The organism is Moorena sp. SIO3I8, from assembly GCF_010692325.1.
GTDB lineage: Bacteria > Cyanobacteriota > Cyanobacteriia > Cyanobacteriales > Coleofasciculaceae > Moorena.
Genome location: NZ_JAAHHW010000030.1, coordinates 1 through 21,628, shown reverse-complemented (window position 1 = coordinate 21,628; position 21,628 = coordinate 1). Strand labels below are relative to the sequence as shown.

23 protein-coding genes are annotated in these 21,628 nt (G+C 43.8%); 7 read left to right on the top strand and 16 right to left on the bottom strand.

Translation table 11 applies throughout. The features are described 5' to 3' along the window. The first annotated feature begins 5 nt into the window (after positions 1-5). Together F6K51_RS14250 and F6K51_RS14245 are read left to right on the top strand one after the other, a co-directional pair. Complete coding sequence (locus F6K51_RS14250; protein WP_364305338.1) at positions 6-470, top strand: response regulator; 465 nt, start codon at positions 6-8, stop codon at positions 468-470. Then, entirely contained in the window at positions 467-2,572 is a 2,106-nt protein-coding gene (locus F6K51_RS14245) for a response regulator (protein ID WP_293021205.1), read from the top strand. Before F6K51_RS14250 ends, F6K51_RS14245 begins: the two co-directional genes overlap by 4 nt. A 233-nt stretch (positions 2,573-2,805) precedes the next feature. On the opposite strand, the gene xth is transcribed toward F6K51_RS14245, so the two are convergent. The 4 genes from xth to F6K51_RS14225 form a co-directional block, all read right to left on the bottom strand. After that, entirely contained in the window at positions 2,806-3,594 is a 789-nt protein-coding gene (xth, locus tag F6K51_RS14240) for an exodeoxyribonuclease III (protein ID WP_293021273.1), read from the bottom strand. Positions 3,595-3,898: 304 nt separating this feature from the next. Next, the gene (locus F6K51_RS14235) at positions 3,899-5,032 is read right to left on the bottom strand and encodes a hypothetical protein (RefSeq protein ID WP_293021204.1); all 1,134 of its coding nucleotides are present in this window, start codon (positions 5,030-5,032) and stop codon (positions 3,899-3,901) included. A 1,172-nt stretch (positions 5,033-6,204) separates the two neighbouring features. After that, positions 6,205-8,022, bottom strand: coding sequence for an ABC transporter ATP-binding protein (locus F6K51_RS14230; protein ID WP_293021203.1), 1,818 nt, complete (start codon positions 8,020-8,022; stop codon positions 6,205-6,207). 8 nt (positions 8,023-8,030) lie between these two features. Next, positions 8,031-8,957, bottom strand: a complete 927-nt coding sequence (locus F6K51_RS14225) for a hypothetical protein (RefSeq protein ID WP_293021202.1) — start codon at positions 8,955-8,957, stop codon at positions 8,031-8,033. A 119-nt stretch (positions 8,958-9,076) separates the two neighbouring features. On the opposite strand from F6K51_RS14225, the gene F6K51_RS14220 reads away from it, so the two are divergent. Further along, positions 9,077-9,220 carry a hypothetical protein gene (locus F6K51_RS14220; RefSeq protein ID WP_293021200.1) on the top strand — a complete coding sequence of 48 codons (144 nt, stop codon included), beginning with the start codon at positions 9,077-9,079 and terminating at the stop codon, positions 9,218-9,220. Here F6K51_RS14220 and F6K51_RS14215 read toward each other — a convergent pair. From F6K51_RS14215 to F6K51_RS14185, 7 genes are all read right to left on the bottom strand, one after another. Continuing rightward, complete coding sequence (locus F6K51_RS14215; protein ID WP_293021199.1) at positions 9,212-9,409, bottom strand: lasso peptide; 198 nt, start codon at positions 9,407-9,409, stop codon at positions 9,212-9,214. The genes F6K51_RS14220 and F6K51_RS14215 overlap by 9 nt on opposite strands. 90 nt (positions 9,410-9,499) lie before the next feature. Continuing rightward, positions 9,500-9,694 (bottom strand): lasso peptide, encoded by a 195-nt coding sequence (locus F6K51_RS14210; protein ID WP_293021197.1) that lies wholly within the window; start codon positions 9,692-9,694, stop codon positions 9,500-9,502. Positions 9,695-9,778: 84 nt separating this feature from the next. Beyond that, a complete protein-coding gene (locus tag F6K51_RS14205) occupies positions 9,779-9,976 on the bottom strand; it encodes a lasso peptide (RefSeq protein ID WP_293021195.1) in 198 nt (65 codons plus the stop codon). A 156-nt stretch (positions 9,977-10,132) separates the two neighbouring features. Beyond that, a complete protein-coding gene (locus F6K51_RS14200; RefSeq protein ID WP_293021193.1) occupies positions 10,133-10,438 on the bottom strand; it encodes a lasso peptide in 306 nt (101 codons plus the stop codon). A 7-nt stretch (positions 10,439-10,445) separates the two neighbouring features. Further along, positions 10,446-12,464: a lasso peptide isopeptide bond-forming cyclase gene (locus F6K51_RS14195; protein ID WP_293021192.1), complete on the bottom strand. Its 2,019-nt coding sequence runs from the start codon at positions 12,462-12,464 to the stop codon at positions 10,446-10,448. After that, a complete protein-coding gene (locus F6K51_RS14190) occupies positions 12,461-12,907 on the bottom strand; it encodes a lasso peptide biosynthesis B2 protein (RefSeq protein WP_293021191.1) in 447 nt (148 codons plus the stop codon). The genes F6K51_RS14195 and F6K51_RS14190 overlap by 4 nt, the downstream gene beginning before the upstream one ends. Continuing rightward, on the bottom strand, positions 12,891-13,196 hold the full coding sequence (locus F6K51_RS14185; protein ID WP_293021189.1) for a PqqD family peptide modification chaperone: 306 nt from the start codon (positions 13,194-13,196) through the stop codon (positions 12,891-12,893). Before F6K51_RS14185 ends, F6K51_RS14190 begins: the two co-directional genes overlap by 17 nt. Positions 13,197-14,280: 1,084 nt before the next feature. Between F6K51_RS14185 and F6K51_RS14180 the strand changes: the two genes are divergently transcribed. Then, positions 14,281-14,445 (top strand): hypothetical protein, encoded by a 165-nt coding sequence (locus F6K51_RS14180; RefSeq protein ID WP_293021187.1) that lies wholly within the window; start codon positions 14,281-14,283, stop codon positions 14,443-14,445. Positions 14,446-14,645: 200 nt separating this feature from the next. Here F6K51_RS14180 and F6K51_RS14175 read toward each other — a convergent pair whose 3' ends face one another. Beyond that, a complete protein-coding gene (locus tag F6K51_RS14175) occupies positions 14,646-15,572 on the bottom strand; it encodes a hypothetical protein (RefSeq protein WP_293021185.1) in 927 nt (308 codons plus the stop codon). Positions 15,573-15,701: 129 nt separating this feature from the next. Beyond that, on the bottom strand, positions 15,702-17,291 hold the full coding sequence (gene crtD, locus F6K51_RS14170; protein WP_293021183.1) for a C-3',4' desaturase CrtD: 1,590 nt from the start codon (positions 17,289-17,291) through the stop codon (positions 15,702-15,704). Positions 17,292-17,336: 45 nt separating this feature from the next. On the opposite strand from crtD, the gene F6K51_RS14165 reads away from it, so the two are divergent. Both F6K51_RS14165 and F6K51_RS14160 read left to right on the top strand, forming a co-directional pair. Then, positions 17,337-17,558, top strand: a complete 222-nt coding sequence (locus F6K51_RS14165; protein ID WP_293021182.1) for a hypothetical protein — start codon at positions 17,337-17,339, stop codon at positions 17,556-17,558. 29 nt (positions 17,559-17,587) lie between these two features. Next, positions 17,588-18,871, top strand: a complete 1,284-nt coding sequence (locus F6K51_RS14160; RefSeq protein WP_293021180.1) for a pitrilysin family protein — start codon at positions 17,588-17,590, stop codon at positions 18,869-18,871. Here the strand turns inward: F6K51_RS14160 and F6K51_RS14155 are convergent. Then, on the bottom strand, positions 18,763-19,026 hold the full coding sequence (locus F6K51_RS14155; protein WP_293021179.1) for a hypothetical protein: 264 nt from the start codon (positions 19,024-19,026) through the stop codon (positions 18,763-18,765). The two genes, F6K51_RS14160 and F6K51_RS14155, sit on opposite strands and share 109 nt — an antisense overlap. 224 nt (positions 19,027-19,250) lie before the next feature. On the opposite strand from F6K51_RS14155, the gene F6K51_RS14150 reads away from it, so the two are divergent. Beyond that, a complete protein-coding gene (locus F6K51_RS14150) occupies positions 19,251-20,135 on the top strand; it encodes a fructosamine kinase family protein (protein ID WP_293021178.1) in 885 nt (294 codons plus the stop codon). A 2-nt stretch (positions 20,136-20,137) separates the two neighbouring features. On the opposite strand, the gene F6K51_RS14145 is transcribed toward F6K51_RS14150, so the two are convergent. Both F6K51_RS14145 and F6K51_RS14140 read right to left on the bottom strand, forming a co-directional pair. Further along, the gene (locus F6K51_RS14145; protein WP_293021177.1) at positions 20,138-20,908 is read right to left on the bottom strand and encodes a sporulation protein; all 771 of its coding nucleotides are present in this window, start codon (positions 20,906-20,908) and stop codon (positions 20,138-20,140) included. 55 nt (positions 20,909-20,963) lie between these two features. Next, positions 20,964-21,143, bottom strand: coding sequence for a hypothetical protein (locus F6K51_RS14140; RefSeq protein ID WP_293021175.1), 180 nt, complete (start codon positions 21,141-21,143; stop codon positions 20,964-20,966). Between the last annotated feature and the right edge of the window lie 485 nt (positions 21,144-21,628).

Genomic DNA, 21,628 nt, shown 5'->3' with positions numbered 1-21,628 from the left:
GCTTAGTGAATGAAAGCCGAAATCCCGTGGTAATTTTAATGGCAGATGATGATCCGGATGATTGTCTGTTGGCAAGGGAGGCTCTCTTAGAGAGTCAGTTGACCAATGAACTATACTTTGTCAGTGATGGCGAAGAATTGATGGATTATCTATATCACCGTGGTAAACACACGCAGGCGAGCATGTCCCCTCGTCCAAGTTTAATCCTACTGGATTTGAACATGCCGAAAAAAGATGGTCGTGAGGCCCTCATAGAAATTAGGGCTGATCCTAATCTACGAACTATACCAGTTGTGGTGCTGACTACCTCAAAGGCTGAAGAAGATATTTATCACAGTTACAACTTAGGAGCAAATTCTTTCATCGTTAAGCCTGTCACCTATAGTTCCCTAATTGAGGTGATGCAAACGTTAAAAAAGTACTGGTTGGACATCGCCGAATTGCCCCCCGAAGGGAATAGACTGCCATGAGTAAATGCTCACAACCGAAAGCTGAAAGTTCTGATGTTTCTTATGATGTTTCTAGTGTACCACTAAAGACTGATCCACTCAGGACTATTTCCAAAACCGACCCTCATCAATGTTCGTTGATCACAAACCTGGCAAATTGCTTACCCAAGTCAGAACTTAGAACTCTCGATTCTCCACTAATTTCCTTCTATTCCTATGGTACCAGACCAATGTACAACCCTTTGGTTAACGTATTACTCGTTGATGATGACGAAGATGACTATATTCTAACTCGTGATTTACTGTTGGAAAACCAGAAGGCTAGATTTAGCTTGACGTGGGTGGCAACCTATGGTAAAGGCTTAGAAATGATTGGTCAGAACCACCATGATGTTTATCTACTAGACTACCGTCTTGGTGAGCATAATGGACTTGAACTCCTGCGTGAAGCCATTGCCAGGGGGTGTACAGCACCGATTATCCTCCTAACTGCTCAGGGAGACCATGAGGTTGACATGGAAGCCATGAAAGCTGGGGCAGCAGATTACCTAGATAAGAGTCAACTCAGAGCACCTTTACTAGAACGTTCCATCCGCTATGCCCTTGAGCGCCAGCAAGCCCAACAAAAAATTCGGGAACAAGCAGCGTTGTTGGATGTGGCAACGGATGCCATTCTGGTTCGGGATCTAGACAATACTATCTCATTTTGGAATAAAGGGGCAGAGTCTCTATACGGTTGGCACGCAGCAGAAGTGATTGGAAAAAAAGAGCATTTACTGTTGTACGAACAAGCACCAGCTGAGCTAGCCGAGGCAGACCAAAGTGTTGCCAAAACAGGGGAGTGGTATGGTGAGTTGAATCAAGTCACCAAAGATGGCAAAGAAATTATTGTTGAAAGTCGCTGGACTTTGGTGGAAAATTCTCAGGGACAGCCCAAATCAATCTTGATTGTCAATACTAATATCACTGAGAAGAAACAACTCGAAACCCAGTTTCTCCACGCTCAGCGCATGGAGAGCATTGGTACCTTAGCTGGGGGCATTGCCCATGATTTGAACAACTTATTAGCTCCTATTCTAATGTCTGCTCAATTGTTGCAGCTGAAAATCTCAGATCAGCGGCATTTACAACTCCTAAAAACTGTAGAGAATAATACTAGGCGGGGGGCTGGTTTAGTCAAGCAAGTTTTATCGTTTGCTCGGGGTGTTACAGGTAAACGAACGGTTTTACAAGTCAGGCATTTAATTCGGGAAATTCGCCACATTATCCTAGAAACATTTCCCAGATCCATTGAACTGTCTACGGATATAGACCCTAATCTTTGGTCAGTATCTGGGGATGCCACACAACTGCACCAAGTTTTGATGAACCTCTGCATCAATGCTCGTGATGCTATGGTTGATGGTGGAACTTTGACATTGTCTGCTCAAAATATTTTTTTAGATCAAAACTATGTCAGGATGCATATTGATGCGGATGTAGGTCCCTACATTGTGGTGACCGTTGCTGATACTGGTATTGGTATTCCCTTGAAAATACAGCCAAGAATTTTCGAACCATTTTTCACTACTAAAGAAATCGGTCAAGGTACAGGACTGGGTTTGTCTACGGTCAGAGGTATTGTTAAAAGTCACGGCGGTTTTGTGAATGTGTATAGTGAAGTGGGCGTAGGTACTAACTTTAAAGTATATTTGCCAGCAGTAGAACACTCCCCAATTCCTGCCGAGGAAGAACTAGAACTACCCAGAGGAAACGGTGAGTTGATTTTAGTGGTGGATGACGAAGCCGCTATTGGTGAGATTACCAAGACGTCCTTAGAAAACTATGGCTATAGGGTGATGAGTAGCAGGGATGGTAAGGAAGCGATCGCACTCTATAGGCAACATCAGGATGATATTAGCTTGGTGCTGATGGATATGATGATGCCGGTTATGGATGGACCAACAACTACCCTTCAATTGCGAGACATTAACTCGCAGATCAAAATTATTGGTATCAGTGGGTTGCCTATTAGCGATAAAGTCGATGCGGCGGCTGAAGCTGGAGTTAAGACCTTTTTGTCTAAGCCTTACACGGTTAAGGAATTATTGCAGGCTATTGATGGTGTGCTTAAAGGTCATTAATTGTGGTGAGTACAAAGTTCTGGGTTTTTGGGAACAGCGGATCTGGGAATAGGGAATAGGGAATAGGGAACAGAAACATTTATTACCCTTTACTTCGACTGCTATAATTGTCAATTATAATTTTTAATTGTTGATTTTAATTGTTAATTTTAATTATTAAGTTTAATTGTTAATTTCCATTTTCCATTTTCCATTTGCATAGCTTTTGCCTTTAAAACTTGACTAAAACTTGACTATAAGTTGACGATTACAGGAGCATGGTCGCTAGGTTTATCCAGTTTTCTCGGTTCTATGTCAATGGTACAACTAATCCCTTGATTGTAAAGATTGGGGGTTAGGTAGATATGGTCAATGCGCCAACCCCGATTACCACGAAAGGCACGGGTGCGATAGTCCCACCAACTAAAATTACCCCCTTCTTTGGTAAATTTGCGAAAGGCATCCGCTAACCCTAGGTCTAAGACCGATTGTAGGGCTTGACGTTCTACTGGGGACGCCATGATGTGGTTTTCTTTGCCTTTAGGATCATGGATATCCCGGTCTTCTGGGGCAATATTAAAGTCCCCACATACACAAAGTTCATGGGACTGTTGTTCTAGAATACTGTGTAAATAGTCCCGCAGTATCTTCAACCAACGCAGCTTGTAGTCGTACTTCTCACTGTTCACGGAAGCCCCATTGGGAACATAGAGGTTAACAATGCGGACGCCGTCTACTATAGCGCTAATCACTCGCTTTTGTTCATCTAAGTCCCCGACCTGAGCAGTATCCAACACCGCAGCAAAGCCCGTACTTACGTCTGTGGCTGGTTTCCGGCTAAAAATGGCTACACCATTATAGGATTTTTGCCCAGAAATATAAAGGTAATACCCCAATTCTTCAAAAAGCGATCGCGGAAACTGGGCATCCACTACTTTAGTTTCTTGCAGGCAAAGCACATCTACTTGGGTCCGTTGCAACCAATCTATTACTTGAGCTTGGCGACTCCGAATTGAGTTGACGTTCCAGGTAGCGATTTTCATTAGTCCTACAGTGATTAGATTTAGTCTAGAACAGAGAGCAACTACATCTACGCCAGCATTGGCCAGTAGGATATAGATACCTTCCACTCAGACACGAAAACCAGACTACCATAGTTTTAAACAAGCTAGTTTAGCGGTAAAGGAATAGATATCACCTCGGACAGATTAAAGTAAACCCCTTCAACTAGTTTGAAGGGGTTTATTACAGTTTTTGATAACAGTTGATTAGGAGCTCGAAGTTGTTTTGAGTAATGGATAATCGGGCTTTGGGTAATTTATTATATTACCTGTTACCTGTTACCTTTTACCTTTGGCCCTGTATAAATTGATGTTCTGCCACCAACCTCGCTAACTCTGGCAACAAAGCCAAGTTACGAGGTCGCTGGAGACGATAAACACTACACTGATTGGCAAGCTGAGCACACTGAAGAAGATGGGATGCTTTCTCAGAGTCAAATAAGCTGTTGAGACGGGAATGACGGGATAGTTCCATCACCGCCTCCTGAAGTTTCAGAGACTTAATACTCAACTGTGAACCTGAAACCAGTACATAGATGCACCGGATTGGTAGTAGCGCTTCGGTCAAATCCTGATTTAACCGATAGCCAGGTTTATTTAACTTCGGTACCAGCAGAGCCAGCTTATCCTGGTCATATCCCAAAACCCCAGCTACTTCTCGACTTAGTTTAATTTGAGGAAAGCTAGGAGCAACTTTCGCTGTCCCCTGATTCAACGTCACAGGTGCAACATCATCAGTGATGATTCTGTATCCCTGAGTATGGAGTGCAGCAGCAATTGAAGACTTACCTTCACCGGAATTACCCAAGAAAACAACCGCACCACCATTAATATTGACTACACTGGCATGTAGCACCAACAATCCCCGCTGATAGAGCAGAATCGCCATCACAGTTCCCACTAGAGCCGTTTGAATGCGGCTAAGGGAGGCTTCTGCTGCGGGAATGATCGTAATCCTGTTTCCCCTCTGTACCAGAAACAGCCCTGTGTCTTTGAGATAAATCACCGCCTCCTCTGGACTCAACTGCAAAGCCATCGGCTGCTGGATAACTTCCTTTGGAATGTAGTCAGTGATTTTGCGATTCGGCGTTCGCGTAGCGTGGCCTACGGCCTGAGCCGTTCCCGTTCGCGCAGCGTCGCCTACGGCGAAAGCGTGGCCTACGGCCTCCGCTACGCGAACGCATCCCGTACTGTAATCATTACTCTGAATGTGAATCGTAACATCACACTCTACTTCTGCTGGGATAAACTCTGGGATTGGTAGCGCCGAGTGAATTCCCAAACCATAAGCAACATAGGAAAACAGCTTTTGCTTTTTGCTACCCAAAGGTTTGCAATCCAGTGATTGGCTGTCAATTTCAGAGATATCGCCAACTAAACAGTTAGATATTGTTTTAGATATTGTGCCATCCAAACTCATAATTAATTTCTCAAATAACTATTGCGCGTAGATGCAATCACAAGAAACGGATACAGTAGTTTCTTGACTCCCCTTGATCAGCCATTTCAGTTCAGAAATTACCTTTGCATCCGTTGCTCAAGTCTAATTCTAGGGGCGCAAGGCTTTCGCTCTAACTATATGTAGCTAAATTTTAGCTATTATGGTTTAGTAATTAGCTTTTTAATGTGACAATAAAGCAGCCTTTGTTTAGCAAATTATCGTTAACAAAAATTAATAAATTGCTGAACTTATCAGATTCATGACTTAGGCAAGACAAACGTAAAACCAAGTAGTTTAGCTTTTATTCATTTCCCGAAATCCCCTTTAATTAGGAGGACTTGTGAGGGTTACCATCATTGACTTAACAGCTAGTACTGATTCCAGATACCATCCTAAATTTTGGTTCACAGTCCATAGCTCATGAATCTAATTGCAGATTCTCACCCCGGTAGCATTTAGACTGTCTTAAGCGGATTAATCTTAAGCGGATTAAGATTGATAATTTTAGCGCTTCAATTCAATTAAACTTTATCCTAATTAATCGATTTTTTCCACAATTGCCTAAAAAATTAACAAAACTTAAATTATTTACCCAAAGAATATCTCTAAAGATCAGCTAAAAAAAATAGCCATTATTAGACTATTTACAAATAAGTTGTAAACCTAGATCGGTAATTTTTTATAATCAAAAAAACTCGGTATTCCTTACCCCTGTTAGCAGATCCCGAGTTTCCTGTTACCTAAAGAGTTTAATTTTATGTTCACATCTCAAATGGAAATGCTATAGCAGTTCTCAATTGGGTGAGGTAGATCGTTGTAGGGAGCAGGGAAGTCAGAAGGAAAGCATTCAGCAGTCAGCGGTCAGCGGCCAGCGGTCAGCCGTCAGCTTAAGTAACAGAGATTAAACCAATGCTTACCTGTTGTCTTGATGCAGTCGCTCATGGCGCATGGGTCTGCGTGGGTCACTTGCGTCCGCACCTTGAAAGCTCCGTGGAAACCACGGCAGTTGCTCATGGGGGGAACCCCCAAGACCGCACTGCCTCCCCTGTTCCCTTGCTGCATCGCTTATTCAAAAGCTGATAGCTGATAGCTGATAGCTGATAGCTGATAGCTGATAGCTGATAGCTGATAGCTGAATGCTTACCTTCAAGTTAGCGATAATTTTTAGCCTGAGTTTCAAACAAATGGGCATAAGTACCATCTAACTGCATCAGTTCCGCATGGGTACCGCTTTCTACAATTGAACCTTGGTCCATCACATAGATCCGGTCAGCCATTTTTACAGTAGATAAGCGATGGGTGATCAGAATAGCAGCTTGATCTTCGATCAGTTCGCGGAATTTCATAAACACCTCGTATTCTGCCTTAGGATCCATAGCAGAGGTAGGCTCATCTAATACAATAACCTGAGAGTCTCGTAGAAAAGCTCGTGCTAAGGCTATTTTCTGCCATTGACCAATACTAAGTTCTTCCCCTTGGTCAAACAATTTGCCCAGCATGGTATTATACCCTTGGGGCAAACTAGTGATAACATCATCAGCACCAGAACGACGAGCAGCATCAATAATAGTTTCGTGATCTCGTGGTAAATCAATGTCCGCTAACCAGATATTTTCCTTAGCGGTGAAATTATATTTAGCGTAGTCTTGGAAAATCACACTGATTTGGCGGCGTAAGTCAGCTATTTTAAAATTGCGGATATCAATCCCATCAATGGTGATGCTGCCAGCGGTTGGATCGTACAAACGACACAAAAGTTTAATTAAGGTTGTTTTACCGGAACCGTTTTCTCCCACTAGCGCTATAGTTTCCCCTGGTCGCACCGTGAGGTTGATGTTTTTAAGTGCCTGACGAGTTGTAGTACCGTATTGGAAACTAACATGATCGAAAACAATACCACGGCTCATGGAGTGGGGAATTGGTTTGGGATAAGTTGGTTCAACAACGTTAGGTTTTAGATCCAGAAATTCGTAGAGGTTAGCTAAGAATAAATTATCTTCATAAAGACCAGATATACTAGTTAATAACCCTCGAATATTATTTTGTCCCCGCTGCAACGCTTGGTGATACAGCACTAAATCGCCTAAGCCCAAATCCCCATGGACAGTTTGATAGACAATAAAGCCATAGACAGAAAAAATTAACATTCCGGCAACGGCTTGAGCACCAAAGTTAGCAAAGGAGCGTCCAGTGGCAATGGCTACTTTTTCCTTATATAGTTGCTCTCGGATGCGACGATACCAGTCAGTAAAGAAAACCCCTAAATCAAACAACCGAATTTCTTTAGCAAACTGGTCTGAGGTTAGCATGTAACCCAAATACATGGATTGCCGTTCCATGGGTGTTTTTTTACGCTGCCAACGATAGATAACCCGAGAGTATTTTACCCGTACTACCATCGCGGGCATAGCAGCAATAAATAAAATCCCAGCAATTCCCCAATGGAGGGAGAGTAATAAACTCACCATCGCCAACAAGGAAATACTATTTTGAGCTATCTGTGTGAGACGATTTAGGACTCGGGGCGGTCGGTAGGGCGCTTCTTGTTGAGCTCTTTGTAATGTATCGTAGTATAGGGCATTTTCGTAGTACTCTAAGTCAGCTTCTAGGGATTTATCATGAATAATCCCTTGCATGTAGTCAGTCACCCGCTGAGAATGAGCAGTATTGACTACTTCAGCTAAGGAGTTCAAAAGAGTAGTGACAATAGTAACTGTACCGGCTAAGATTAGGAAAAGTAAAACATCACGAAATACGGCTTGTTTATCAGTATTAAGTAATCCGTCAGTTACTGTATCAATAATTAGTTTTGTAAGATAAATTGATAGTAGAGGTAATATCCCCTGAACCAGCAAAATTCCTACGCGAGCTACTGTCCAAAAGGGACTGCTTTGCCAGACTAGACGCAGTGCAGGCAAAAGGCGTAATGTTTGCTGGATTTTTTTTCTTAAAGTTTTGCCTGCTCCCATTTTTTGTGTTAAGGTTTAGAGGTTAGAAGTATACTATTGATGCGATCTTTTTTACTACTATCAGAAGTAGTGATTTCTTCGATATCTTTCTCCACCAAGGCCACTAGATCAGGAAGTTCCATTAGATTAGGCTTTCTGGTGAAGCGACAGATAGATACAGTCTTGATTAGATTGGCGCATTGACGCAGATGAGTACTGACACAGTCTCGAGCAATTAGCACATCTACATCACGGCTATGACGGACTAGTTCAGGGAACGCTTGTTGAGGCGTTAGCTTGGTAATCTGATGTTGGTCTCCCTTGGCCAATACATAGAGTCGCTTCAGGGGTACAGCAGTGCGTTGAAACCCATCACTGAATGTGTAGGAAAGCTTTGGTGCGTTTGGGTAAAGAGGAGGTAAGCTGTTAGAATTGTGTCCTAGAGAATCCGCTGCTGATGGCCAAAGTTTAATCTGAGGGAAGCTAGGAATAATTAAAGGATAGCCGTCATCAAGGTTGACAGGCATAACATCATCAGTTATTACTTGATAACCCTTCCGATGAAACGCTCCTGCTAAGGTGGATTTACCCCAGCCTGACCCACCCATGAATGCGATCGCTTGATTGTTGACCACAATGCTGCTAGCATGGAGTACTAGCAATCCCCGCTGTCGCAGCACCACAGACATACAAGCTCCAAGGATGTTAGGGCTGAGCTTGGACTGGTCTACTCCTGTCACAGGTTCGATAGTAATCTCTCGCCCATCTTCAATCAAAACCTTTGCTTTGCCATGCAATTCCCCAAGGACACGGTTGCTCCAATTGGCTGTTTCTGGAGGAAGATGACTCAATTTCCCTAAACGTATGATCACATCAGGGGGTCCATGAGATTCCAATAGCTCAGGTAAGGGAATCTCTGAATGAATACAAAGGTTGTAGGCCGTATAGATGTACATGATTGATACTTAGGAGCAGGTTAAACTTGATGGGAGAACTTGATAGCAAAAAAGGCGTCCCCTAACTCTAGCCAAGACCCTTCTGCTGAGTCAGTGTTGCAGCACTAACGAGTTGGGGGATGATCTTGCTAGTAGTAGATAATTTAGTAGTAGATAATTTAGTAGTAGATAATTTAGTAGTAGATAATACCTTTGTCGCCCTTGGTAATGGCGCTACTCATATTCAGTACTTACCATCACCAGTGCTAATCGTATTACTGTAGTTTGAACGGATCACAATTATTATTGTTATCGCAGTCTAGGCTGCTTGAGCCATCTGATTCAGCTGCGGGATTAGCCAAATCACCATTGAAAATCAGCACATCTAACGTAGTACTAACTCCAGTTATTTGGGTGAGCTGCTCAATAGTGCCGTGAACAATCATCTCTGGTGTAGCGTAGCTCTTTTCCATGGTGTTACTTTGCTTTTGCTGACGGTAGCTTAAGGTAGTTACACCCTGATTTGAACTATTGATTAGTCAGCATCAATAGTAGTAATTGTGTTACGGTTGTTTAAACTCAACACAATTACCATTATTGCAGTCTAGGCTCTGTGAGTCGTTTGATTCAGCTGCGGGATTAGCCAAATCACCATTGAAAATCAGCACATCTGAAATCCGATCAGGTCCATTGATTTCGGTGAGCTCCTCAATAGAACCGTGAACAATCATCTCTGGAGTAGTGTAGCTTTTTAGCATGGTGTTACTTTCCTTGTACTTATTGTGGTTTAAGGTAGTCACACCCTGAGTTAAACTATTGATTACTCATCAGTAGTAATCCTGTTACGGTAGTTGGAACGGAGAACAATTACCATTGTTATCGCAGTCTAGGCTGCTTGAGTCATCGGATTCAGCTGCGGGATTATTCAAATCACCATTGAAAATCAGGACATCTGCCATCCGATCAGGTCCACTGATTTCGGTGAGCTCCTCAATAGAACCGTGAACAATCATTTCTGGTGTAGTGTAGGTTTTTAGCATGGTGTTACTTTTGTTGTAGTTATTGTGGTTTAAGGTAGTCACACCCTGAGTTAAACTATTAATTACTCACTGTCTTGATGCAGTCGCTCATGGGGGAAACCCCCAAGACCGCGCTGCATCGCTAATTACTCACTATCACCAGTAGTAGTTGTGTTACTATTGTTTGAACGGAGAACAATTACCATTGTTATCGCAGTCTAGGCTGATTGAGTCATCTGATATAGCTGCGGGATTATTCAAATCACCATTAAAAATCAGGACATCTGCAATGCGATCAGGTCCACTGATTTCGGTGAGCTCCTCAATAGAACCGTGAACAATTATTTCTGGTGTAGTGTAAGTTTTTAGCATGGTTTTACTTTCCTTTTGCTGATAGTAATTTAAGGTAGTTACAGCCTGAATTGGACTTACGGTGTTTCTTGGTTGTGCCCAAACCACAATCCCAAGTAGATTCCCTGCCAAGTTAGACTTAGGGTGTCACTTGGGTGCGGTCAAGCCACAAGGCCAAGATGATTCCCTGCCAGACTGTCATGCAGTCTTTTTCTCGCACCCTGCCTCCTGAGGTCATGCGTCGATGAACTTGTCTCAGAAAGTCTGTGTCAACGTACCCTTCAATGAGTTCAAGCTTATTCAAGATCACATCGTCGAACACCTGACGATTTAGGGTCAGCAGACCATGAATAAAGTTTGGACCCATATGGGCTTTGCCTCCTCGCCACTGGACAGCTTTTGGTAAAATATCTGCCATCCCACGGCGCAACACCATCCGACTCCATCCCTGGTAGAGTTTCTGCTCGGAAGGCAGTGCTAGACAGAATTCAAGTAGCCGCTTATCCATAAAGGGATGACGAGCTTCGAGGGAAAATGCAGCATTGTAGCGGTCGAGCTGCTCTAGAATGAGGGGAAATATACCTTGGCTTAGATTACGCCAGTGGTCTTCTCTGACTGTGAGTGATGGTTGATCTGACTTATCGAGTGCTTGGATACGCTGATCAATACCAATGCGTTCAGCAAAGTTGCGGTTAACTAAAGGTGCAACAGGAGTAGCTGACTTGTCTTGTCTGCGCCACTTTCGCCAAAGTTGCTTGATTGCTTCCGGAACTAACGCCTTGAGTCCATGATTGAGCAACAGGTGCTTACGGGAGATGCCAAAACGCTTGTGAATCTGATGTACAGCTTTAGCAAAGGCAATCCACCGTAACTGCTTGGCGAGGGTTTTTAGGTGTAGGATACTGTAGTGTTTAATCAGGGCTTGGGGTGAGTTACCAAAATTTTCGGAAAATGCCTCAGCTTCCTGGACAAAAGCTTCCCATTGTCCTTGATGGGCTAGTTCTGTCAATCTAGACACACCATGAAACACGACATTATCGCCATCGAGACCATCTAAAACAATTCGCATCCCTGCTTGCTTAGCAGCTTGATTCAGTCGCCAAGGATAATGATGACTTGGACCAAGTAAGGCTTCGTCTTCATACTGCCAAATCTCGTCAACGTCTGACAGCGGACCAAACTGATCAGCATGGACATAGTGGGGAATCAGCCCACCCTGTTCTAAAACGGCATTGATGAAGGGACGTTCATCACATTCAGTGACTTTGTCAAAAATGTTGGAGAAGCTGTGGAGTTGAGTATCTCCTGCTTCAGCTAGTAGTTTCCGCGCTACACAAGTGATTGAGGAAGAATCTAATCCACCGCTCAAGTGAGAACCAATGGGAAAAGCACTACGGAGACGACAACGAACTGCTTCGGTAAAGATGTCACGAAATGCTTCAGCATAGGCTTCGTCAGAGTCTAAGATTAGCTCACGATTGGGGTCTAGAGACCAGTAACAGTTTAGCTCTATCCCTGACTGACTAACGACCATGGTGTGAGCAGGAGGAAGCCGCAGAATGTTGTCATAGGTGGTGATAACTTTGTCTTCCATCATCAGGGCGACATAGTCAGCCATCCTGACTTCGTTAAGACGCTTTGGTACGAAGGGTAAACAGAAGAGTGCTTTGATTTCGGAGGCAAAAATAAACCCTTGACCGGATTTGTGATAGTAATAGAAAGGCTTAACCCCAACATGGTCTCTAGCACAGAAGAGGATCTGCTTGTGCTTATCCCAGATAGCGAAGGCAAAGTCACCTAATAGTTTCTCTGGACACTGCTCTCCCCATTTTTCATAAGCGGCTAAGATCAGTTGGCTATCGGTAATTTTTTCTGCTGGACGGTCGTTCAACTCTAGAGCAACAATCAGTTCCTCTCGATTATCAATCCGAGCATCAGCAGTAATAACTAGATTTCTGGAGTGATTAACTAGAGGTAACTTTTCCAGCAGCGATTCAGGGGTAGTCCAAAGCATCCGATGACCGAGACCAACAGACCCCTGGCACCAGATATCTGCTCCGTCTGGTCCCCGGTGGGCAAGGATATCTAACATTTGCCCAATATTTTCCCGGTCTATTGGTTCTTGGTCGAGGTAGTAAATCCCCACAATGCCACTCATAGTTTGCCTCCTTTAAACGATGGTAGTGGAGTAAACCGTGAAAGGTCTTTGAGATAGCCGATCACAACTTGTCCTTGGTTTTCCACCCATGCATGAGCTTCTAATTTTCCTCCCTCCCCTTTGGCAACTCCAATTCTGAGTTGAGGGGAGTAACCACAGCGACTCATCAGTACTTGTGTGGTTAATGCTCTAGCTAAACACTTCACACCACCTGGCATGTAGCGACTGCTGAGATTAACAGCTCCGACAATTTTGCTTAGGTTAGTTTGGTTTACGCCTTGAGCTTGAGGTGATGGCTGACTGATTTTTGCTAGCAGTCGCCGCAATCTGTGAAATGGTAGTAACCATAGCCCTAGTCTGATTAATCCTAGTAAGATGAACGTGTTAATCACAAGTTGACGTTCTCTAGTAGTAAGGCGCAAGAACTTACGCAACTGCTTCATCTTTTACCTCAATTAGCCCAACTGCTGCGAATTCTTGGAGTAATGCCAACAGATCGCGATCGCATTTTTCTGGCTCAACCTCATATTCTGCTAGCAGTGCATTCCGAATTTCGTCTAAAGTTTTCGGTTCCTGGATCAGATTCCAGATGCTAGCACCTACTGTATTCAAGCCATAATACACTCCGGACTTCATGTCGAGGATGATTGCCTCTCCTCCGAGATCAGAAGATAGTTGCTCTTGAGTTGCTACTACAATTGAAGACTTTGAGATAGTACAATCCAAACTCATGATTTTTTATTCTCCAAGTAATTATTGCTGTTATATAAAACTAGTGAGGGAATTATCTGATATTGTAATTAATGGATTGAGAGTAATTCCCCAGATTCCTATAGTTGATTAGCCATGACCCTTGCTGAAATTAGTCAAGTCATGGTATATTAGATACATAACTTGATTAGTTTGAGGAGTTAGTAGTGAGCTAGTTTCTCTAGTATTGCTTGCTCTCTTTTTGGTCGATAAGCCCGTTTATAAACGAGTTGTGAAAATTCATAACCCCAAATTCCTTGGTATTGCGGTCAGAATGACCGCGTGAGAGTTTGCCACCTATTTATAGTTGCTATAAGCAAATAGGCATTTAAATTTAAGCTCGATTCACTTGTGCAAAATCCGGCCTACTATCTCCCCATTTCTGCATCTCAATATCAGCCTATATTCACAATTTAAATGTCTAAATATTGTGTGAATAGTTTGTGAATATTGGTATTTATCAGATTGAATTACAGCATTTATACTGTTATGAATAAATCAGAATTGATAGGGACTAATACTAGTTAAAATTTTAGGTTTTTGATTTAATTTAACTGTAGCCTAATTCATGGGATAGTTAAACTAATTGTCGGAGATTTTAATAAAACTTTAATTCTTTATTGAATTAATAAAAAAAGATATCAAAATCTATCAATTATACCCTTGATGATGTAAATAGTAAAACTCTTTGTCTTGATTCAATAGCGAGTGGGGGAAACCACGGCAATAGCGAGTGGGGGGAACCCTCAAGACCGCGCTGCATCGCTTATGGGATAAAAGTAAATTTCCTAGGTTGGAGGTGGAGTTAAAGAGCGATCGCATTTTAATCCGATAGACAATCCCCCACACATTTGGAGCAACCTGTTGTAACATTGGTTCAGAGCCACCGAAATCAGCTGATGATCAATGCATAATTAACTCTAATTAACTCTTTGTTGTCATTACTTTAATTTTTCCTTGCCTTCAATTTAATGTTCTCTCCCTTCCAAGTAAATTCCGGACAGTTTTTCAGAAAAACTTTTGCTGCCATATCAGGTCAGGATAAGGTCAGTGAAGCTAACAGCCTATGGGCTACGCGCACGCTACGCCAACAGCTCAGGGTGTTTTTATTTGGGTTGTAAACACACGAATTGCTGAAAAAGCCATGCATACAAGAGGCAAAAGGCAAGAGGGGCAAGAGATACAGAGTGTTATTGAACAAGAAAAAAAGACCATACACGTTTACATCTGATTTGGAAATGCTATAACAGCCGTTAGCTTTGAGCTAGTGTTCTGGTAGCTGCAGTCGTAAATCAAAATCGCAAGTAGGAGCGCACGGTGTGCGCCCCTATGAGATAAGCAGGTTTGCTGACGAGTTTTGCGTCAGTCTTGACCTAGTGATACCGGAATATAAGGGGAATACCACCGCAATACCATTGAAAGGTCAGAGCATCAATCCAATCGACTGTCTCCAAACCTCTCCAACAGTTCCTGACGAGACAAGTTAAGCAGCACCTGAGTACGCTCTGTGATCGGCAACTGCATTAAAGGCTCAATGGTTCGGGATAATTCTTTATCAACAGTGCCAAACCGCCCTGCCAGTAGATTTTCCACCATCAGGCGCTGTCCCTCTAAATTGCCTTGTTCCTTGCCTTGTTCCCTTCCTTGCTCTAAGGTTTCTTCCCGCCAACGCAAATAAGCTGGTGATAAATTCATAATTAACTCCCTCTCGTCTTCAGTTAAATCTTCGCTTTCCTCTATTTTGATGCGCCAGTTGGCCAGAATCTCTAAGATGTTACCCCGTAAGGGGTGTCCGACCGGTAGTGCCAGCAACTCATTAATGGCTTGGCTTTGAGTCTTATCCCGTCCCAAAATTCTTAACCACAGGGTTTCTTCGGTAACAGGTAGCTGGTTAATGGCTACCAGAGCTGTGTTGAACCACTCAGGCAAAAAGTAAACTCCTGCAACCCAATCACCGGAATCACTAAGTTTTGCACCAAAGCCCTTCAACAGCTGGGCTGAACAGGACGGGGACAAAATCCATAAACAGGGTAAATCAGTTTCACTGATCGGGTTTTTCTCTCGTCGTGCTTTCCGCTGTAGGTCACTGTAGAGAGCAAACAACTTCAACAGGCAATTGCGCACTGCCATGATTCCTGTAGCATTGCGGAACGGTTCCAATAAACAGGCGGTTGATGCCATCTTACCGAGCAATCCGATTTCCTTTGGTGCTGTGGATTCAGAAGCTGTTGGTAGAAACCAAATATCCACTTGACGAACTTCAGTGGTTAGTTCTCGGCTGACTTCTACCTGACCGTGAGGTGTTAACAACTCCGTTAGATACTGTTTGGCAAATTGATCATGAGGCTGTCGGGTCATTAATCCTAACTCTTTGGGGTTGGTTTTAGTAGCCTTCCACAGCTGGTTTGGCAAAAAACAGATCCCATGGATCTTGACATTTTAGACTTTTACCCCATAACCCAAGCTAGGGACCCTTGGCTTGCACCCCTATAAGCAAAATGATGTCTCAATCTGCCTTACAGCGGTAAGGGCAGAATAACTTACCCCAGCTGTTCCTTCTCCTGGATGAGTTGAATCTCCTACTAACCACAAACTTTTGCAAGGTGTGCGAGTAGCAAAGCCAAAGGGCCCAAAGGTAGGTATCCGTTGCCCTATCCCTCCGACAATGCCTTGTTCTCTGGCAGTAAAACGGGCAAAGGTGCGAGGGGTTGCTGCTTCTTGGTGAATGATGGTCTCTGGTGTTAAATCAAAGTATTGACTAAGACGTGCGATCGCATTTTCTGTATACTCTTCCTTTAAGCGGTCATAGTCTTGCTTGGCTCCCCGCCACCACATGGCAGCATCGGTAAAGGATGAGGCAGTAATCGTTGCTTTTCCCTCTGGTGCTCGTCCATCTCCTGGCTTACTAAGCGAAATAAACAAGGAATTATTCTCGCCAATTGGTCCATCGTAGTCATAGAGAAACTGAAGATGGGGAGGACAACCATCAGGAATTGCACGTTTATCTACCCCAAGATAGATGACAAACGCACCGGATGGTGAAGGTAACTTATCGACTCGATATTTATAGCCTGCCATCGAGGTTCCAGGGAATGTCTGTAGATTATTACCTAATAATTTGACTAGGTTTTGTACCGTAACATTGGCAACTACTTCATCCGCTGGTTCTGTCCAAACTTCCCCAGTTTTCTGATTGCGAATCCTCACACCAGTAGCTTTACCACCTGATGTTTCAATGGTTTCAACGGTGTGGCGCATGAGTAGCTTACCCCCCCATTTTTCCAGGGCTTCTACTAAGCGATCGCTTAACACTTGCATACTACCTTGGAGATGAAATAACCCTTGGGGTTCCTGAGAAACTCCTAAGGCTGTTGCAGCATACAACAGTGCTGTCTGATCAACATCCACTTGAGAATAAAGCTTGAGCTGCATATCCAGAAAGGTTTTCAGACGCTTATTGTCATATAAGCCATATCCTCGTAACCCATCCGCTACGGTCATGAAGGTAAAGGGTAGGGTAATTAAGGTATCCGGACGCACTGCTGAGGTTAGTTGCCACAAGTCCCATACATTCCGAGGTGGTAGCACTGGGTCACGGGATTGGAACTTCCAACTGGCATTGAATAAGGTTGCCATCAGTTGCCAGAAGGGTTCACTACCGGGAAACTGGCGTTGTCGTTCTCTTTTCCATTGCTCCGGGTTCCGCCAGATGTTAATTGGTTCGGTTTCACCAGGAAGAAATACCGCACAAGCAGGGTCACAGGGGGTAGAGGCTGGCAGGTCTACTTCCAGTTCATCAAAGATGCGTTTGTGAATGCCACCAGGTTCTAAGCCAGCTACCTGGGTCGCACCAACATCGAAGGTAAAGCCCCGGCGTTTGAAGGTAGAGGCGCATCCTCCTGGTACTAGGGCTTGGTCTAGTATTAGAACACGGTAGCCTCGGCGAGCGAGGAGTGCTCCAGCGGTTAGTCCACCAATTCCTGCGCCGATAACTACAACTTTCTGGGCTACTTTTTTCTGCGGGAATTCTTCCTTGGGGTATTCTACCTTACCTTTACCGCCCTGAGTGCTTACCATGCTGCTTTATTTGCATTTCTTAATGTTTCTTATCATAATTCTACCTTGAGTCATGGTCTTTGGGAGTGGGGAATCGGGAGATGGGGAGATGGGGTGATGGGGAGATGGGGTGATGGGGAGTATGGTGTTATCGTGGCTAATCCCGATTCCCGATTCCCGATTCCCGATTCCCGATTCCCGATTCCCGATTCCCGATTCCCGATTCCCGATTCCCGATTCCCTTTGCTATATCAAAAACGCGATATCAAACCGAAAGATTACCATTAATAAATAGTGGTCAATTAGTGATTAATTTAATGACTTCCAGTTTGCTCAATACTCCCTCCCTCAATGCTCCGACTGTTGAAAGGCTACCGAATGGGTTAACCATTGTGGCGGAGCAGATGCCTGTTGAAGCTGTCAATCTGAATGTTTGGATTAATGTCGGTTCCGCAGTGGAATCGGATCAGATTAATGGTATGGCTCATTTTCTGGAACATATGGTGTTTAAGGGCACACCAAAATTGCAAAGTGGTGAGTTTGAGCGGCTGATTGAGCAACGGGGTGCTGTAACCAATGCGGCTACAAGTCAGGATTACACTCACTATTACATCACTACAGCTCCTAAAGATTTTGCCGAGCTGGCACCATTACAGCTAGAGGTGGTACTCAATCCCAGTATTCCTGACCATAGCTTTGAAAAAGAGCGAATGGTAGTTTTGGAAGAAATTCGCCGTTCCCAGGATAATCCCCGCCGCCGCACCCATAGATGGGCAATGGAAACTACCTTTGACCAGTTACCCTATCGACGTCCTGTGCTTGGACCTGCCTCGGTGATTGAACAACTCCAGCCTCAGCAGATGCGTGACTTTCACGGTAGGTGGTATCAACCAGGGTCTATGACTGCCGCAGTGGTGGGGAATTTGCCAGTAACGGAATTAATTGAAATTGTCAGCAATGGATTTAGTCAAGCACAGCCAAGGGCAATAGAACATAGAACAAACCTTCCCCCTGAACCAGCTTTCGAGAAGATTGTCCGTCGGGAGTATGTGGATGAGTCTTTACAACAAGCGCGGCTGGTGATGGTGTGGCGGGTGCCTGGTATACCTGAGTTGAAGGAAACCTATGCTTTGGATGTGCTGGCAGGAATTTTAGGACGAGGTCGTATGTCCAGGCTATTTAGGGATTTGCGAGAAGAACGGCAACTGGTTACTCAAATTGGGGTTAGTAATATCACTCAGCGGCTGCAAGGGGTGTTTTATATTTCTGCTAAACTGCCAGCTGAGAATTTGGCAGAGGTGGAAAATGCGATCGCAAACCATATCCATCGCTGTCAGACAGAATTGGTATCAGACTCAGAGATTGCTCGGATTCGGACCAAAGTCGCCAATCAGTTTATCTTTAGTAATGAAAAACCAAGCGCTCGCAGCAATTTATATGGTTACTATTACTCCCAAGTCGGGGATTTAGAACCAGCACTCAATTACCCTAGTCATATTAAATCAGTTAGTGCTGTTGATATCCAAAAGGCTGCACAGCAGTATCTGTCTCCCCATGGGTATGGTATTGTGATCGCAAAGGGAAAAGGGAACAGGGAATAGGGAACAGGGAGTCGGGAGTCGGGAGTCGGGAATCGGGAATCGGGAATCGGGAATCGGGAATCGGGAGTCGGGAATCGGGAGTCGGGAATCGGGAATATGGCATCAAAAATTACCACAATTCCTACACGGATTGCTATAGCATCAAGCCAGTTCAAGAGTAGTCAGTTGGTGCTGAGTTGGTTTTACACTCAACCGTCAACGGTCAACACATTCCTTTTTTGCTGAATTGTTGCTGAATTCAAAATTATCTATAGCATTTATCCTACTATCCTACTTATAAGGTATAGTCAATTTTATTCCTCCTACTCCCTACTCCCTACTCCCTACTCCCTACTCCCTACTCCCTACTCCCTACTCCCTACTCCCTACTCCCTCTAAAATGTGGAAAGAAATTGCTGAGCAGATAAGCCTTCTCACCGGTGAAACCTTTGAGATTAACCAGCGCCAATCTGTTGGTGGTGGCTGTATTAATCAGGGTTATGCTCTGGTAGGTAAGACTAATAAGTATTTTGTTAAACTCAATTCTGCGTCTGCTGTCTATATGTTTGAGGCCGAAGCTCTCGGTCTCAAGCAGATGGTGGCAACCCAGACAATCCGAATCCCCAAACCAATTTGCTATGGCACTGCCGTCGATTGTTCTTATATTGTCTTGGAGTGGCTAGACCTTGGTGGCGGTAACAGTACCGAGTCTTGGGTAAAAATGGGACATCAGTTAGCAGCCATGCATCAGGCTGCTACTCCCCAAGGTTCAGCGGAGATGGGTAAGTTTGGTTGGAATCAAAATAATACTATTGGTTCGACACCACAAGTAAATCAATGGATGTCGGATTGGGTAGAGTTTTTTGTTGACTATCGCCTCGGTTATCAGTTTCAGCTAGCACGGCGTCGCAGTGGTCATTTCCCGAAACAAGACCAATTACTGGCAGTAGTTCCTAAATTACTGGATCATCAGCCTCAACCTTCCTTAGTACACGGTGATTTATGGGGTGGTAATGCGGCTATTACCATGGCGGGAGAACCAGTAATTTTTGACCCAGCTACTTATGTAGGCGATCGCGAAGTTGATATTGCGATGACGGAATTGTTTGGTGGTTTCCCCGCAGCATTTTATCGAGGCTATAACGAGGTGTGGCCTTTAGAGCAAGGTTACAAACGGCGGAAAAACCTCTATAACCTTTACCACATCCTCAATCACTTTAATCTGTTTGGTAGTGGTTATGAATCCCAAGCTAACCGGATGATTGATCAGATTTTGAAAGATTAATTCTAATTAATTTGGCTCTCAATAATCTCCTCAATCATTGCCTCCAATTCACCCGTAGGAAGATTGAGGTCATCCAGTGTTACCTGAAATTGGACATAACGTTCATCTAGATCAAAAGCTTCTTCTAGGAAACCACCAAATCCACGGGCTCGTTTGTCTATTTCTAGGAAAACCTCTAAGTCTTCTGAGTAGAGAGAAAAAATGATTTCCAATTCATCCAAGCTACCCTGATACTTACCCATCGGTCGAAACTCGAACTCTTGGACGAATGGATATCTACCCCCGAAGTGAGTATTGTACTGACAATCCACTTCATGAAGTTGAAAGCCAAGGTTTTCTAATGCCTCAAATACCGCTTGCATTAACGGGTGTGGATGTACTTCAATGTAATCGGTGTCTTTGGGGTCAACGGCAATGGGTATATCTAAGCCGGTACGTAAATACACTGGTTGGCTGGTTAATGTCAGTGGTGTTTCCTCTGGCAGGGGAAACGAAAATGGAATAACTATCTCCTCTTTTGCCTGCAAGTTGAAGCGTTCCGAGAGGCGATATTGCATTAATATGCACTCTTCTGTTACCGAGGTATCTTCTTCTTCCCGCAGGTATTCCGTAACCACATAAATATAAATATCATCAATTTTCTGGGAAACATCTCCCCCAGTAATATAAACTTCCCCTTCTACCATTTCCCCAGGCGCTAGGGAATCAAAGTACAAACGTGTATCTACCTTTGCTGCTCCAATGCCCACCTGAGCTAATAGCTTTTTAAACATAGATTCTAGTTTTTTAGCTAACTTTGCTACTAGCTTAATCTATGATTCTGGAGTTTTAGGGAGTCGGGAGTCGGGAGTCGGGAGTCGGGAGTCGGGAGTCGGGAATCGGGATTAGGGAGTAGGGAGTCGGGAGTAGCGAGTCGGGAGTCGGGAATATGGTATCAAAAATTATCACAATTCCTACACAGAAGCCTATACTGGATTTAACTCGATTTCTGTTTAAATTTCTTAACATTCCTAGATAAAAGTACAATCCTAAACATAAAAGTTCACAAACAAACTATTGACGTTTTGAATTACTTTATGCTACCGTTAGATGTAATCATATTTTCTTGGATATCCTAGTTTTTTCATCTTCTAGTCTTTAGCTTTTCCTTGAGGGGAAGGTTTTTACTAACTTTTTATTCCCCATTTTTTTTTGCTTTTTTTTAAGCTATCAGCTATCAGCTATCAGCTATCAGTTATCAGTTATCAGCTATCAGCTATCAGTTATCAGCTATCAGTTATCAGCTATCAGCTATCAGCTTTTCAATAAAAGAGATAAGCTTTGGCTGACGGCTGACAGCTTTTGGCTGACCGCTTTCTCCCCTACTCCCCATCTCCCTACTCCCCATCTCCCCATCTCCCCATCTCCCTACTCCCTACTCCCCATCTCCCCATCTCCCCATCTCCCTCCTCCCTCCTCCCCACCTCCCCATATCCCCATCCCCCCATCTCCCA